At 65.0% G+C, this 15,213-nt stretch carries 15 protein-coding genes; 14 read left to right on the top strand and 1 reads right to left on the bottom strand.

Annotated elements, in window-relative coordinates:
* Positions 1 to 520: 520 nt before the first annotated feature.
* Positions 521 to 1,471, bottom strand: coding sequence for a LysR family transcriptional regulator (locus NKI21_RS31585; protein WP_023808937.1), 951 nt, complete (start codon positions 1,469 to 1,471; stop codon positions 521 to 523).
* 93 nt (positions 1,472 to 1,564) lie between these two features.
* Here NKI21_RS31585 and NKI21_RS31590 point away from each other — a divergent pair, with 93 nt between their 5' ends.
* From NKI21_RS31590 to NKI21_RS31655, 14 genes are all read left to right on the top strand, one after another.
* Positions 1,565 to 2,470: a dioxygenase family protein gene (locus NKI21_RS31590; protein WP_023808936.1), complete on the top strand. Its 906-nt coding sequence runs from the start codon at positions 1,565 to 1,567 to the stop codon at positions 2,468 to 2,470.
* Between the two features lie 3 nt (positions 2,471 to 2,473).
* The gene (locus NKI21_RS31595) at positions 2,474 to 3,433 is read left to right on the top strand and encodes a VOC family protein (protein ID WP_023808935.1); all 960 of its coding nucleotides are present in this window, start codon (positions 2,474 to 2,476) and stop codon (positions 3,431 to 3,433) included.
* On the top strand, positions 3,430 to 4,089 hold the full coding sequence (locus NKI21_RS31600; RefSeq protein WP_023808934.1) for an alpha/beta hydrolase: 660 nt from the start codon (positions 3,430 to 3,432) through the stop codon (positions 4,087 to 4,089). Before NKI21_RS31595 ends, NKI21_RS31600 begins: the two co-directional genes overlap by 4 nt.
* Positions 4,086 to 5,150 carry a maleylacetate reductase gene (locus tag NKI21_RS31605; RefSeq protein WP_023808933.1) on the top strand — a complete coding sequence of 355 codons (1,065 nt, stop codon included), beginning with the start codon at positions 4,086 to 4,088 and terminating at the stop codon, positions 5,148 to 5,150. Before NKI21_RS31600 ends, NKI21_RS31605 begins: the two co-directional genes overlap by 4 nt.
* Before the next feature lie 27 nt (positions 5,151 to 5,177).
* Complete coding sequence (locus tag NKI21_RS31610; RefSeq protein WP_023808932.1) at positions 5,178 to 6,452, top strand: ABC transporter substrate-binding protein; 1,275 nt, start codon at positions 5,178 to 5,180, stop codon at positions 6,450 to 6,452.
* Between the two features lie 59 nt (positions 6,453 to 6,511).
* Positions 6,512 to 7,228, top strand: coding sequence for an ABC transporter ATP-binding protein (locus NKI21_RS31615; RefSeq protein ID WP_032908626.1), 717 nt, complete (start codon positions 6,512 to 6,514; stop codon positions 7,226 to 7,228).
* Positions 7,228 to 7,929 carry an ABC transporter ATP-binding protein gene (locus tag NKI21_RS31620; protein WP_352869184.1) on the top strand — a complete coding sequence of 234 codons (702 nt, stop codon included), beginning with the start codon at positions 7,228 to 7,230 and terminating at the stop codon, positions 7,927 to 7,929. Before NKI21_RS31615 ends, NKI21_RS31620 begins: the two co-directional genes overlap by 1 nt.
* Before the next feature lie 67 nt (positions 7,930 to 7,996).
* Positions 7,997 to 8,860, top strand: coding sequence for a branched-chain amino acid ABC transporter permease (locus NKI21_RS31625; protein WP_023808929.1), 864 nt, complete (start codon positions 7,997 to 7,999; stop codon positions 8,858 to 8,860).
* Positions 8,861 to 8,867: 7 nt separating this feature from the next.
* Positions 8,868 to 9,917, top strand: coding sequence for a branched-chain amino acid ABC transporter permease (locus NKI21_RS31630; RefSeq protein WP_352440111.1), 1,050 nt, complete (start codon positions 8,868 to 8,870; stop codon positions 9,915 to 9,917).
* Positions 9,917 to 11,671, top strand: coding sequence for an FAD-dependent oxidoreductase (locus NKI21_RS31635; protein ID WP_352722231.1), 1,755 nt, complete (start codon positions 9,917 to 9,919; stop codon positions 11,669 to 11,671). The genes NKI21_RS31630 and NKI21_RS31635 overlap by 1 nt, the downstream gene beginning before the upstream one ends.
* A 10-nt stretch (positions 11,672 to 11,681) precedes the next feature.
* Positions 11,682 to 12,572, top strand: a complete 891-nt coding sequence (locus tag NKI21_RS31640; protein WP_352722229.1) for an intradiol ring-cleavage dioxygenase — start codon at positions 11,682 to 11,684, stop codon at positions 12,570 to 12,572.
* The gene (locus NKI21_RS31645) at positions 12,572 to 13,390 is read left to right on the top strand and encodes an SDR family NAD(P)-dependent oxidoreductase (protein ID WP_352440108.1); all 819 of its coding nucleotides are present in this window, start codon (positions 12,572 to 12,574) and stop codon (positions 13,388 to 13,390) included. Before NKI21_RS31640 ends, NKI21_RS31645 begins: the two co-directional genes overlap by 1 nt.
* Before the next feature lie 63 nt (positions 13,391 to 13,453).
* Positions 13,454 to 14,761, top strand: coding sequence for an ABC transporter substrate-binding protein (locus tag NKI21_RS31650; protein ID WP_352440107.1), 1,308 nt, complete (start codon positions 13,454 to 13,456; stop codon positions 14,759 to 14,761).
* Between the two features lie 58 nt (positions 14,762 to 14,819).
* Positions 14,820 to 15,213: ATP-binding cassette domain-containing protein (locus tag NKI21_RS31655; protein WP_352869186.1), on the top strand; the 394-nt coding region annotated here is incomplete at its 3' end.

Consider the following 15,213-nt stretch of genomic DNA (forward strand, 5'->3'; position numbering starts at 1 on the left):
TGACCAGAACCCTCATCAGAAGCGCCCATCCGTAACATGCCTGGGGAACAGACCCTTGATGTCGTAGATGACGCCCGGGGTCTTGGAGGACATTAGCTGATCTGGTCGCGCGGAGTTACCCTCGCCGTGAGGTGAAGGCAAACCGGTGATAGGAGGCTCAACCAAGATCGATATTCGCACTTACAAACCTTCGGTCTCTTCGTCGTCGAGCATCTGTCACCTCAGCGCACCCTTGTCTGCGCGTGTGGGACGCCGGCTTTGTACCCAACCGAATACAGGCACGGGAGTTCCATTCCTGCACGGAATGGGGTGGGAGAGCCGCACTTCATTGCTGGCGATGCTGAATAGGCGCCATGAACCAGCTTCGCTGATCCTGGCGCTCACCGGCGTGCCCTTCAGCTCCTCAAATCGGGATCCCGTTCGGGAAAAACGAGACTGGCCAATGGACGCCCGATCGTCTCGCTGCTCCAAACGTCCGCTCCTGGCTCTTGGAGCTGTAAGGGGTGCCATGTCGGCTGGATTACCGCCCCCAGACGACGGCATTCTCGTGCCGTTTGATGATGTGCTTCAGATTCTCGAAGGCGGTCGTGACGTGGCCGGCGAAGCGCTCTGCCGCCGGCGAGCGCGGTCCGCTGACCCGGCGCAGGATGCCGAGTGAGCGGCTGGGCTGCGGAATTTCATAGGGCAGCACCGTCACCCGGTTTTCCTTGCGCTGCGCGAAGACCACGGAGAATGGCAGCACCGCCAGCGCATCGGTTTCGGCAAGGAAGTTGATCACGCTCATCAGCGAGCCTCCCGAATAGCGGACGTTGAGGTCCGACATGCCGATGCTCATCAGGATCATCTGCAGGTCCGACATCAGCGGAGAGCCGGGTAGGGGGGCTACCCAGGGAAAGCTGGTCAGGTCATGCGCCCTGAGGCGGCGATTTCGCAGCAGGGGATGGTCGGGCCGGCAAGCCACGACGTTGCGTCCGGGCAGGATTTCGGTGAATTCGAAGCCGGGTCCCAGGTCGAGCACGCCGATCGGCACGATCCCGAGATCGATCTGGTTGCTCTCCAGCGCCGCGACCATCTCGGGCAGGTTCATATAGCTTTGCTGAACGGTGACCTCGGGTTCGAGCTTCTGGAATTCTCCGATCATCCGGCTGATCATCGCATCCATGAAGAAGGGCACGCCGCCGACACGGACGACGCCCTTCGTGCCTTTCATGAAGCCCTGGACCGCATCCGACGCCTTGCGCGACGCGGTGATGATCGTGCGGCCCTGCGCCGCCAACTGGAAGCCGAGCGGTGTCGCCTGCAGCGGCCGGCGACCCTTGAGGAAAAGCGGCTCGCCCACCCGCGCCTCCAGCATGGCCAGCGATCGACTGACCGCCGGCTGGGTCAGGCCCAGCATAGCGGCTCCTTCCGACACGCCGCCGGCATCCAGCACCGCGGCGAGCTGCATGAGGTGGCGCTCGTTCAGCTTCATAGCAAAACGCTATACAAGGGACGCCACATCTCATCAAGCATCGCGTCGGGCCGTGCTATCCCGCTTGGCAAGGGGAAGGGAGGCCCCGGCGGAATGCACGGCCAGCACGACCCGAAGCGAGATGAATTCCCCAAGGCGATCTCGACGCAGGCCGAGGAATTCTCACGGCGCCTGACGGCAATGGGCCAGTCCCGCCTGGCGGCGGCGGCGCAGGCAGCCGTCGACGGTTTGCACGCGCTGATCGTCGAGCTGCGACCCTCGGGCGAGGAGTTCCGTCAGGCGATCGATTTTCTGACCGAGGTTGGCCACTACGCCGATGCGCGGCGCCAGGAATGGGTGCTGTTCGCCGACGTCCTGGGCGTGTCGTCGCTGATCGAGGATCAGAACAGCCCGCGCCCTGTTGGGGCGACCCCAAACACCCTGGCCGGCCCCTTCTACCGGGCCGACGTGCCGGTGATGCCGCTCGGCGCGAACATCTCGCGCGATCACAAGGGCGAGCCGCTGGAGGTTGCGGGCCGGATCGTCGCGCTCGACGGCGATGCGATCGGCGATGCGATGGTCGAGATCTGGCAGGCCAATGCCGAGGGTCTCTACGAGAACCAGGAACCCGACAGGCAGCCGGAATTCAATTTGCGTGGACGGTTCCGCACCGATCCGCAGGGACGCTTCGTCTTCGTGACGGTGAAGCCGAAGGGCTACACGCTGCCATCGGACGGACCGGTCGGTCAATTGATGTCGGCGCTTGGCCTTGGCCTCGAGCGGCCGGCCCATATCCATTTTCGCGTCTCGGCGGAGGGCTTCGAGACGCTGACGACCCACATCTTCGACCGGTCGGACCCTGCGATCGGCCGGGATGCCATCTTCGGGGTCAAACCCGAACTCATGGCCGAGTTCCGCGCGCTGCCGCCCAACGGAGGAAAACGGAAGCACGCGCTCGACCTCAACCTCGTGCTCTGTCCACAGCGGCGGGGCGAAACCGAAACCTCTGGGAGGAGATGACCGATGGCACGTGTCAGCGGCTACCACCATTTGACGCTCTCGACCGACAGCGCTCAGGAAGATTTTGATTTCTATACCAAGGCACTGGGCCTGCATTCGGTGAAGCGCACCGTCTTGTTCGACGGCGTCATCCCTGTCTATCACCTCTATTACGGCTCGCCCAACGGCGATGCCTCGACGATCATCACCACCTTCCCGTTCCGCAAGCCAGGCGTCTATGGCCGCCGCGGGTCCAACCAGTCGCGCACCATCATGCAGTCGATTCCCAAGGGGGCCGCGGATTTCTGGGTCGACCGGTTGAACGCGCGCGGCATCGAGGCCATCAAGATCACTCGTTTTGGCGCCGACCGTGCGGCTTTCGCACATCCCTGCGGCATTCCGCACGAGCTGGTGGAAAGCGACAGGGATACGCGCGCGCCGATCACCAACGAGGCGCAGGGCATCGGCAAGGCGCACGGCATCAAGGGAATATACGGCGCCGTGGTGGCGGTGATGGACCGCACTGCGATGGACGACTTCCTGACCATCGCGTTGCCGCTGGAGAAAGAGGCTGACGACCATGAGGGACTGGTGTTCCGCGTGCCCGACGCGACCGGCGTCGCTCAGCGCGTGGAGGTCATTGTCGACCGCGACAGCCCGCAGGGCACCTGGACGCTGGCGGGCGGTACGATCCACCACCTCGCCCTCAACACCGGCGACGAAGAGAACCAGCTGAAACTGCGCGCTCATATCGAGGGTCTCGGCTTCACGGATATATCGGAGCAGAAGGACCGCAACTACTTCAAGTCCTGCTATGTCCGCTCGCCCGGCGGCGCGCTGTTCGAAATTGCCTGGACCACGCCGGAAGGCTGGGCCAAGGACGAGCCTCCGGGCCAGATCGGCAAGACGCTGGTCTTCCCGCCGTGGTTCAAAGATCGTGAGAGCGAATTGCAGGTCGGCCTGGAAGAGGCGGACTTCACGTGAGTTCAGGCAGCGGTCCGCTCCGGCTTGGGCCAAGAGGCCCGGAGGCGAAGGCGATCTGCGTCTTCGTCCACGGCCGTGGCCAATCGCCCGAAGAGATGCAGTCCCATGTGCTGTCGCGGCTTTCCGCAACCGCCGTGGCCTTTATCCTGCCGCGTGCACCACACGGCATGTGGTGGGAGGCGCGTGCCGTCGACCCGTTGACGCCGGTCGCCCGGGCGCAGCTTTCCGACGCGCTCGACCACCTTGCGGCCGCAATGGTCGCGGCGCGGGCCGAACTGCCCGGACTGCCGCTTCTTCTCGCGGGCTTCTCGCAAGGGGCGTGTCTGTCGATCGAATACCTCTGCGCGGGGCTGCCGCCGCCGGATGCTTTGGCGGCCTTCACGGGCTGCCGTGTCGGCGTTCCGGCGGACGAAAGATCCGAGGCCGCGCCGGCCGGAATGCCGATCTATCTTTCCGGCGGCGATGCCGATCCCTGGATACCAGTCTCGGCGTTTGCCGATGCCGCGCAGTCGCTGGGCCGCATTGGCGCGAGCCTGCGGGCCGATCTCTTCCCGGGACGGGGCCATGAGGTCTCGGACGCCGAGATCGTCATGCTGGGCACGATCCTCGACGACCTCGCGGCCGGGCGCGGCCCGCGCATGGAGGCGGCGCGATGATGGACAGCTTCACCTTTCCGGGCCTGACGACACGGGTGGTCTTCGGTGCCGGCACCATAGCTCGCGTCGAAGAGGAAGTCCGGCGGCTCGGCCATGACAAGGTGATGGTGCTTTCGACACCGCATCAGATGGGCGATGCGGAAAGACTGGCCGTAAGCCTTGGTGGCCTCGCCGCCGGGATCTTTGCCGGCGCGGTCATGCATACCCCTGTCGAGGTCACGGAAAAGGCCGTCGGTGCCTTCCGCGGCAGCGGCGCTTCGGCGGTCGTCAGCCTCGGCGGCGGCTCGACCACCGGGCTCGGCAAGGCCATTGCCGTGCGCACGGGCGCCGACCAGGTGGTCATTCCCACCACCTATGCCGGCTCGGAAATGACCGACATCCTCGGCGAGACGGCGGCCGGCGAGAAGACTACCCGCCGCTCGCCGGACATTCGCCCCGAGACGGTGATCTACGACGTCGATCTGACACTGAGCCTGCCGGTAAGTCTCACCGTCACCTCGGCGATGAACGCGATCGCTCATGCGATGGAGGCCTTGTATGCCCCCGATCGCAACCCGGTGATCGTGCTCATGTGCAGGGATGCCATGATTGCCTTCAAGGACGGCATTCCAAGGCTGATCCGCGACCCGCAGGATCGCGCGGCGCGGACGCAGGCGCTCTATGCGGCCTGGTGCTGCTCGACCGCGCTCGGCTATGTCTCGATGGCGCTGCATCACAAGCTGGCGCATGTCTTCGGCGGCTCGTTCGATACGCCGCATGCCGAGACCCACGCCATCCTGCTGCCGTACACGACCGCCTTCAACGAAACGGCGGTGCCTGATCTGTTGCGTCCGATCACTAGGGCATTCGGTGGTGGCTCGGCGGGCGGCGGGCTCTGGGATTTCGCACAGTCGGTCGGCTCCCCGCTGAGCCTGAAGGCGATCGGCATCGAGGAGGCCGATCTCGACCGCGCGGCGGCGATCGCGGTCAAGAATGCCTATGCGAATCCGAGGCCAATCGATCCAGGATCGATAAGGGAACTCCTTCAGGCGGCGTGGGAGGGACGCCGTCCGGGGGCTTGAGAATAAAACAAGAGGGAGGAACTACACATGATCACAAGACGTAGCCTACTGAAAGCCTCGGCGGCGACAGGCCTGGCGCTGGCCGGTTCGCGCCTGGCGACGCCGGCCATCGCGCAAGGCGCCAAGATCCGCCTGGGCTATGTTTCGCCGCAGACCGGGCCGCTTGCCGGCTTCGCGGAGAGCGATGCCTACAACATCAAGGCCTTCCTCGCTTCCGAGGCAGGCAAGAACTTCGAGGTCATCGTCAAGGACAGCCAGTCGAACCCCAATCGCGCGGCCGAGGTGGCGAAGAGCCTGATCGTCGATGACGAGATCAACCTGATGCTCGTCGGCTCGACGCCCGAGAACACCAACCCAGTGGCCACCACCTGCGAGGCGGAGGGCGTGCCGGTCATCTCGACGATGGCGCCGTGGCAGCCCTGGTTCATCGGCCAGCAGGGCAGTCCGGCCGATCCGGCCTCGTGGAAGCCTTTCAACTTCGGCTATCATTATTTCTGGGGTCTCGAAGACATCATCGCCGTCTACACCGGCATGTGGAAGCAGCTTTCCACCAACGGCAAGGTGGGCGGGCTGTTCCCCAACGATGCCGACGGCAATGCCTGGGGCGACCCGAAGAATGGGTTGAAGCCCGGCCTCGACGCCGCCGGCTTCAGCCTTGCCGATCCTGGCCGCTATCAGAACCTTTCGGACGATTTCACCGCGCAGGTCAACGCCTTCAAAGCCGCCAATGCCGAGATCGTTACCGGGGTGGTCATTCCGCCCGACTTCACCACCTTCTGGAACCAGGCCCGCCAGCAGGGCTTCAAGCCCAAGGCGGTGACGGTGGCCAAGGCGATCCTTTTCCCGCAATCGGTCGAGACGCTCGGCGACGCCGGCCACAACCTCTCGTCCGAGGTCTGGTGGTCGGCCTCGCATCCGTTCAAATCGTCGCTGACGGGCGAGAGTTCGGCCGAACTCGCTGCGGATTTCACCGCCAAGACCGGCCGTCCCTGGACCCAGCCGATCGGTTTTGTCCATTCGCTGTTCGAGGTGGCGGCCAATGTCATGGGCCGCGTGTCGGATCCAACCAATGCCGAGGCGATCGCGGCGGCGATAGCGGCCACCGACATGACGACGGTAGTGGGCAAGGTGGCCTGGAGCGGTGCGGGATTGCCACCTTTCGCCGCGAAGAACGTCTGCAAGACGCCGCTCGTTGGCGGGCAGTGGCGCAAGAAGGCCGGTGGCGGCTTCGATCTGGTGATCGTCGAAAACGCCGGCGCCTCCCAGATACCCACCGCCGGCAAGATGGAAGCCCTGGCCTGACGCTGCCGAGGGCGGCTGATACCGCCGCCCTCGTTCGGCGCGACCCAAGGATGACAGTGATGATACTCAGGCTGGAAAACGTTTCGAAGTCCTTCGGCGCCTTGAAGGTTGCGGATTCCGTGACCGTCAGCGTGCCGCGCGGCGAAGCGCTGGGCATTATCGGCCCGAACGGCGCCGGAAAATCGACGCTCTTCAACCTGATCACCGGCAACTTGTTTGCAAATGAGGGTCGCATCGAATTGCTCGGCCGCGACGTGACCCGTGCTCCGGCGATGGAGCGGGTGCGCATGGGCGTTGGCCGCAGCTTCCAGATTCCGCAGCCTTTCGAGGGGCTGACCGTGTTCGAAAATCTCTTGACCGCTGCCGCCTTCGGCCGCGGCGCACGCGAGGCCGAGATGGTCGACGATTGCGCTGGTATCCTCGAGGAGACGGAGCTTCTCAGGAAGGCCAATTTCGTGGCCGGCTCGCTGAGCCTTCTCGACCGCAAGCGCCTCGAACTCGCCCGCGCCCTGGCGACAGGCCCTGAGCTTCTGCTCCTGGACGAGATCGCCGGCGGTCTGACGGAGGGCGAATGCAAGGCCCTGGTCGCGACGATCAAGGCGATCCACGCCAGGGGCACGACAATCATCTGGATCGAGCATGTGCTGCACGCCCTGAATTCGGTGGTCGAGCGGCTTCTCGTGCTGGATTTTGGGCGTGTGATCGGGATCGGTGCGCCTGATGAGATCATGGCCTCGAAGGCGGTTCGCGAAATCTATCTGGGGCTCGAGGTCTGATGCTGGAAACGCGCGGCCTCACCGCGAATTACGGCCAGTTCCGGGCGCTGTTCGGTGTGGATATCAGCGTGGCCGCGGGCGAATGCGTGGCGATCATCGGCGCCAATGGCGCCGGAAAATCCACGCTGATGCGCTCGATCACGGGCGTGATCGGCAACGAGCCCGGCATGGTGCTGCACAGGGGCGAGCCGATTGGCGCGCTGTCTTCGGCCGAGATCATGAAGCGCGGCATTGCCATGGTGCCGGAGGGGCGCCGACTGTTCCCTTCGCTGACCGTCGAGGAAAACCTGCTGGTCGGCGGGCAAGCGCGCAAGGTGCCGGGGCCGTGGAACCTCGACGCCGTCTATGACCTTTTCCCGATCCTGCGCGAGCGGCGCAAGAGCCCCAGCACCGCGCTCTCGGGCGGCCAGCAGCAGATGGTGGCGATCGGCCGGGCGCTGATGTCGAACCCCCAATTGCTGCTCTGCGACGAGTTCAGCCTCGGCGTCGCGCCGGTCGTCATCCGCGATATCTACGCAGCCCTTCCCAGGATCCGCGAAGGCGGCGCCGCGATCGTGCTGGTGGAGCAGGATATCGGCAAGGCGCTGGCGGTGGCCGATCGCGTCTACTGCATGATGGAGGGTCGCGTCACGCTGGCCGCCAGGGCGGCTGAGGTCACGCGCGAAGACATCCATTCCGCCTATTTCGGAGTGGCGGCATGACGCGGCAACCGAGGCTCTGTCATCTGCTCGCGCAGCGCTCTTATGGCCTGATCGAGGTGGCGCGGCGATGATCTGGCTGGACACCCTCGTGCAAGGGATTCTGCTGGGCGGGCTCTATGCCTTGTTCGCAGCGGGATTGAGCCTCGTCTTCGGTATCATGCGGCTGGTGAACCTCGCCCATGGCGACCTCATCATTCTTGCCGCCTATCTGGTTTTGATGGGCGTCACGCTGCTCGGCCTGTCGCCCTGGATTGCCGCTCTGGTCGCCATGCCGGTGATGTTCGCGCTCGGCTGGCTGCTGCAGACCGCCGTTCTGAACCGCGTGCTGGGCAAGGACATCCTGCCGCCGCTTTTGGTCACCTTCGGCCTGTCGGTCGCCCTGCAGAACGGCCTGCTCGAGGCCTTCTCCGCCGACAGCCGCCGCATCCCGGTGGGCGCGTTGGAAGGGGCATCGCTCGATCTCGGGCTGGTCACGGTGGGGATCATGCCGCTGATGACCTTTGCCTCGGCGATCGTGATGATCATTGCGCTCAACGCGCTCTTCTACCACACCGCCCTCGGCCGTGCCTTCCGCGCCACCTCGGACGACGTCGTGACGGCGGGGCTGATGGGGATAGAGCCGAAGCGGATCTTCGCGATCGCCACCGGGATCGCCATGGTCGTCGTGACGCTGGCGGCACTCTATCTCGGCATGCGGGCGAACTTCGATCCTTCGATCGGACCGGCGCGGCTGATCTATGCCTTCGAGGCGGTGATCATCGGCGGCCTCGGCAGCCTGTGGGGGACGCTCGCGGGCGGGATCATCATCGGCGTGGCGCAGACGTTTGGCGCCGCGCTGAATCCGGAATGGCAGATCCTGGCCGGCCACATCGCCTTCCTGGCCGTGATGCTGCTCAAGCCGCGCGGGCTTTTTCCGCGCGCAGTGGATTGAGGGCGGCATGTATCGACTGACAACCCGCACCCGCGCCGGAACCGTGACCGCGATCATCGTGCCGATCTTCATCGTCGCCGCGCTCGCGCTGCCTGCCGTGGCCTCGCGTGGCGTCATACAGGATCTCTTCTTCATCCTCACCATGCTGACGCTGGCGCAGATATGGAACCTGCTGGCGGGCTATGGCGGCCTGGTGTCGGTGGGCCAGCAGGCTTTCGTTGGCATCGGCGCCTATGCGATGTTCGCCGGCGTGATCCTGCTCGGCTGGAATCCGGTCCTGGCGATCCCGCTGGGCGGCCTTGCCGCTCTGGTGCTGGCGGTTCCGACGGCCTTCTTCGCGTTCCGTTTGCAGGGCGCCTATTTCGCCATCGGCACCTGGGTGATCGCCGAAGTGACGCGACTGCTGGTCGCGCAGTGGAAGGCGCTCGGTGGCGGCACCGGCACCTCGCTGCCGCGCGAGGCGACGAGCAGTATCCTGGGCACCGATGCGGTCCGGGCGCTGTTCGGGGTCCGCGAGGCCGCGGCACGCGATGTTATGGCCTACTGGCTGGCTTTGGCGCTGCTCGTGGCCGTGACGGGAGGCATTTATTGGCTGCTGCGCAGTCGCCTCGGGCTGGCGCTGGCGGCCGTGCGCGACAATGTCGACGCGGCGCAATCGGTGGGCGTCGATACCGGCCGGCTCAGATGGGCGGTCTTTCTGATCGCCGCGGCCGCCACCGGGCTGACCGGCGCGCTGATCTTCCTGCAGACGGCCCGCATCTCGCCGAGCGCGGCCTTTGCCGTCACCGACTGGACCGCCAACGTCATCTTCATTGTCGTCATCGGCGGCATCGGCACCATCGAGGGGCCGATCCTCGGCGTGCTGGTCTTCTTTGCGCTGCGTTCGGCGCTGGCCGACTACGGCAGCTGGTACTTGATGACGCTCGGCCTCATCGCCGTCGTCGTGATGCTTTTTGCACCAAAGGGGCTGTGGGGCCTGATCGCGTCCCGCAATGGCCTGCACCTGTTTCCGGTTCGCCGCAGGCTGACCGGTCCGAAGATCGAGGGAGGAATTTGATGGCGGATATCGAAACCGACGTGCTGATCATCGGCACGGGCCCAGCCGGCTCGGCCACGGCGGCACTTCTGTCCAGCTACGGCGTGGCCAACATGATCGTCAATCGCTACCGCTGGTTGTCGAACACGCCGCGTGCCCACATCACCAACCAGCGCACCATGGAAGTGCTGCGCGACCTCGGTCCGGATGTCGAGGCGGAGGCCATGATGCACGCCTCGCCGCAGGAGCTGATGGGCGAGAACGTGTTCTGCGAAAGCCTGGCCGGCGAGGAGATCGGCCGCATGAAGAGCTGGGGCATCCACCCGCTCTCGAAGGCCGAACATCTCCTGTCGTCTCCCTGCTTCATGAACGATCTGCCGCAGACCTTCATGGAGCCGATCCTGTTCAAGTCGGCCTGCGCCCGCGGGACGCAGGCACGCATGAGCACGGAATATGTCAGCCATGTCCAGGATGCGGACGGCGTGACGACGACCTGCCACGATCGGCTGTCGGGCAAGGATTTCACCGTGCGGTCGAAGTTCCTCGTCGGTGCCGACGGCGGCAACTCGCTGGTGGCCGAGCATCTGGGCCTGCCGCTCGAAGGCAAGATGGGCGTCGGCGGCTCGATGAACATCCTGTTCAGGGCCGATCTCTCGAAGTATGTCGCCCACCGGCCAAGCGTCCTCTACTGGGTCATGCAGCCCGGCGCCGACGTCGGCGGCATCGGCATGGGCCTCGTTCGCATGGTGCGGCCCTGGACCGAGTGGCTGATCGTCTGGGGCTACGACATCAACCAGCCGCCGCCGGACGTGACGCCGGAACTGGCCACCAGCGTCGCGCGTCAACTGGTCGGAGATCCCGCGCTCGAGATCGAGCTCCTGGGCGCGAACACCTGGACCGTGAACAACTGCTTCGCCACGCACATGCAGAAGGGGCGGGTGTTTATCATGGGCGATGCCGCGCACCGGCATCCGCCCTCGAACGGGCTCGGCTCGAACACATCGATCCAGGACGGGTTCAACCTCGCCTGGAAGCTTGCCAAGGTCATCAAGGGGCAGGCGGGGGTCGGGCTTCTGGACAGCTTCTCGGCCGAGCGCGCACCGATCGCGCGCCAGATCGTGACACGGGCGAACCAGTCCATCGCCGAATTCGGACCGATCTTCGAGGCGCTCGGCATGGACGGCGGCGTGGATCACGACAAGATCCAGAGGAACATGGAGGCTCGCGCCGATGCGACGCCCGTCGCCGAAGCGCAGCGCGAGGCGCTCCGCAAGGCCATCGCCTTCAAGAAGTACGAGTTCGACGCCCATGGCGTCGAGATGAACCAGCGCTATGCCTCGGGCGCGGTGGTGACCGACGGCCAGCGCGAGCCGGCCTTCGAGAAGGATCGCGAGCTGCACTATGCGCCGACAACCTGGCCGGGCGCGCGCTTGCCGCATGTCTGGGTCTTCGAGCGCTCGGGCAGGAAGGTCTCGACGCTCGATCTTTGCGGGCATGGCGAGTTCACGCTGTTGACCGGCATTGGCGGAGAGGCGTGGGTCGCCGCGGCGGAGACGGTGGGCGCGGAGCTCGGTCTGCCGATCCGCAGCCATGTGATCGGCCCACGCCGCGCGATCGAGGATCATACCGGCGACTGGGCCGGCGCACGGGAGATCCGCGACACCGGCTGCCTGATCGTTCGTCCCGACCACCACGTCGCCTGGCGCAGCGAAACGCTGGCGGCCGATCCGGCGGCCGAACTACGCCGGGTCTTCAAATCCGTTCTGGCGCGCTGAGGAGGATCCCATGATCGACGAACACGAATCCGGCTATTTCACCGAAGCGAACTCGGCCGAGGTCGTCGTGGCGCGGAACCGGAACGCTGGGGATGAGCGGCTCAAAGAGGTGACGGAGGTCATCACCCGCAAGCTGCACGAGGCGGTGAAGGAGATCGAGCCGACACAGGAGGAATGGTTCGGCGCGATCATGTTCCTGACGCAGACGGGCCAGATCTGCAACGAGTGGCGGCAGGAATACATCCTGTTGTCGGATGTTCTCGGTATCTCGATGCTGGTCGATGCGATCAACAACCGCAAGCCGTCGGGCGCCTCGGAATCGACGGTGCTGGGACCCTTCCACGTCGCCGACGCCCCCGAACTGCCGATGGGCTCCAACATCTGCCTCGACCAGAAGGGCGAGCCCATGTTCGTGCATGGCCGCATCCTCGATACCGAGGGCAACCCGATCGCAGGCGCCAAGATCGACGTCTGGCAGGCCAATGACGAGGGCTTCTACGACGTGCAGCAGAAGGGCATCCAGCCCGACTTCAACCTGCGCGGCGTCTTTCGCACCGGCGCCGACGGACGTTACTGGTTCCGCGGCGTGAAGCCCAAATACTATCCGATCCCGGATGATGGTCCGGTCGGCAAGCTGCTGGGCGCGCTGGGGCGTCACCCCAATCGTCCGGCGCATCTCCACTACATCGTCGAGGCCGAGGGCTTCGAAGCGCTGACCACGCACATCTTCGACCCGGACGACCCGTACATCGATTCAGATGCCGTCTTCGGCGTGAAGAAGAGCCTGCTCGCCGAATTCCGCAAGGTCGAGAACGCCGAAGCTGCCGCCAGGGTCGAGGTTGCGGCCCCGTTCTACGACGTGGAGTTCGATTTCGTGCTGTCGCACAAAGGAGGAAACTGATGGCCGCACTTGAGGAGATGTTCGATGTCAGAGGCAAGTCGGTGATCGTCACCGGCGGCGCCAGCGGCATCGGGCAGGCCTATGCCGAGATCATGGCCGAGCACGGGGCGAAGGTCTGCATCTTCGACCTGAACCCTGCCGGGCTTGACACGACCGTGGCCGCGATCAGGGCGGTGGGTGGCGATGTCTGGGGCCAGGTTGTCGACGTCGGCGACCGTGCGGCCATGGCCGCAGCCTTCGACAAGGTCGCCGGGAAGGCGGGCTCGATCGATGTCGTATTCGCCAATGCCGGGATCGATGCCGGGCCGGGCTTCAACACCCAGACGGGCGAAAGGAACCCCGAGGGCGCCATCGAGAACCTGCCCGACGAGCACTGGGACAAGGTGATCGAGATCAACCTGACCTCGGTCTACACCACGATCAAACATGCCGTCCGGCACATGAAGCCGAATGGCGGCGGCCAGATCATCGTCACGTCGTCCATTGCATCGCTGATCAACGAGAGCATCGTGGGCACGCCCTACATGCCCGCCAAGGCCGCGGTGAACCATCTCGTTCGCCACATGGCGATGGAGCTTGGCGCCTACAACATCCGCATCAATGCCATCCTGCCCGGACCGTTCATCACCAACATCGCCGGCGGTCGGCTGCGCAACCCGGCGGACCGCGAGGCCTTCGAGGCCCAGTCGCTGCTCGGTCGGATCGGCGACCCCGAAGAGATCAAGGGCCTGGCGCTTTATCTGGCGTCGCCTGCCGCTTCCTACGTGACGGGCTCGCTGATCGTCATCGATGGCGGCTCGCTGCTGCGGATGACCTGAACACGCTTTGAACTGAGACCGGTCCCGTGGGCCGGAGAAACTTAACCCAGGGAGGAACCGACGATGAGCTACTACAACAGACTGGTGAAATCGGGCTTGCGGCCCAGCCGCCGAAGTGTCCTGAAGGGGATTGGAGCCGGCGTTGCCGCCAGCACGCTGGGCATGCCGGCCTATGTGCGCGCCGCGACCGCCGGGAAGATCAAGCTGGGCTACCTCAGCCCGACGACCGGACCGCTCGCCCTTTTTGGTGAAACGGATGACTACACCTTGCAGCAGATACGCGCCCTGCTCGGCGGCCAGCTGCAATGCGCCGACGGCAATACTTACGAAATCGAGATCCTCGACCGCGACAGCCAGTCCAATCCGAACAAGGCATCGGAAATCGCCGGCAATCTGATCCTGAACGACGAGGTTCATCTGCTCGTGCCGGCCTCGACCACCGACACGATCCTGCCCGCGGCCGAGCAGGCCGAACTTTATGAAACGCCCTGCATTTCCTCGGGCGCTCCCTGGCAAGCGGTGATCATGCCGCGCGGCGGCGGCAAGCAGACCTTCGACTGGACCTATCATTTCTTCTGGGGCCTCGACGAGGCGTTGAACACCTTCGTCGGGCTCTGGAACCATTTGGAGACCAACAAGAAGGTCGGGATGCTGTTCCCGCAGAACATCGACGGCGAGACCTGGGGCAACGACGAATATGGCTTGCCAGCGCCGACCCGCAAGGCCGGCTACGAGGTCGTGGTGCCCGGCTATTTCCAGCCCCGCACCAATGATTTTTCCGCACAGATCGCCGAGTTCAAGAAGCAGGGCTGCGAGATCATCGGCGGCATCACCTATCCCGACGATCTGAAGACCTTCGTCACCCAGTGCAACCAGCAGGGCTTCAAGCCGAAGGCGGTCACGGTGGCGGCGGCGCTCCTGTTCCCGGGCGGTGTCGAGGCGATGGGGCCGCTTGGCAACGGCATGTCCTCGGAGGTCTGGTGGACCCCGGCCTTCCCGTTCAAGTCGTCGCTGACCGGGCAGATCAGCAGCGACATCGCCAGCCAATGGGAAGCCGATACGAAGCGCCAGTGGACGCAGCCGCTTGGCTATTCGCACGCGCTGCTGGAGGTCGCGCTCGACATCCTGAAGCGCTCTTCCAATCCGCTCGACCGTGCGGCCAATCGTGACGCTCTGGTCGCTACCGATCTGCAGACGCTGGTCGGTCATATCAAGTTCGACGGCTCGCCCCACAAGAACATCTGCAAGACGCCGATCTTCGGCGGCCAGTGGGTGAAGGGTGAGAAATGGCCTTATGACCTGAAGATCGTCGACAACACGGTCAATCAGCTCTTCGCGCCGCAGCAGGCTATCCAGCCGATCGCCTGGTGACATGAGCGGGAACGCGGGCAGAGTTATGGGTAGGGAAATCCTGCTGAAAGCGCACGGCGTGTCGAAGTCCTTCGGCGCTGTCCGCGTCCTGCATGACGTGAGTTTCGACGTGCATAGGGGCGAGGTCCTGGGCATCCTAGGCCCGAATGGGGCGGGCAAAACGACGCTGTTCAACATGATCAGCGGCGATTTGAAGACGTCCGGCGGCGAGATCCAGCTCGGCGACACCGCGCTTCGCGGCGAGCCGCCCTTCCGGCGTTGCCAGATGGGGATCGGGCGGACCTATCAGATCCCGCGTCCCTATTCCGGCATGACCACCTTCGAAAACCTGCTGGTCGGCGCGCCGTTTTGGCGGGGGCCGGGCGCGGAAGAAAGCGAATGGTTTTTTGCGCACGGGGGGGGGGGGTTGGGGACCATCGCCCCAGGCAGATTGATGGGCGGGGCGGAGACAC

The sequence above is a fragment of the Mesorhizobium sp. M0715 genome, from assembly GCF_040320355.1.
Taxonomy (GTDB): domain Bacteria; phylum Pseudomonadota; class Alphaproteobacteria; order Rhizobiales; family Rhizobiaceae; genus Mesorhizobium.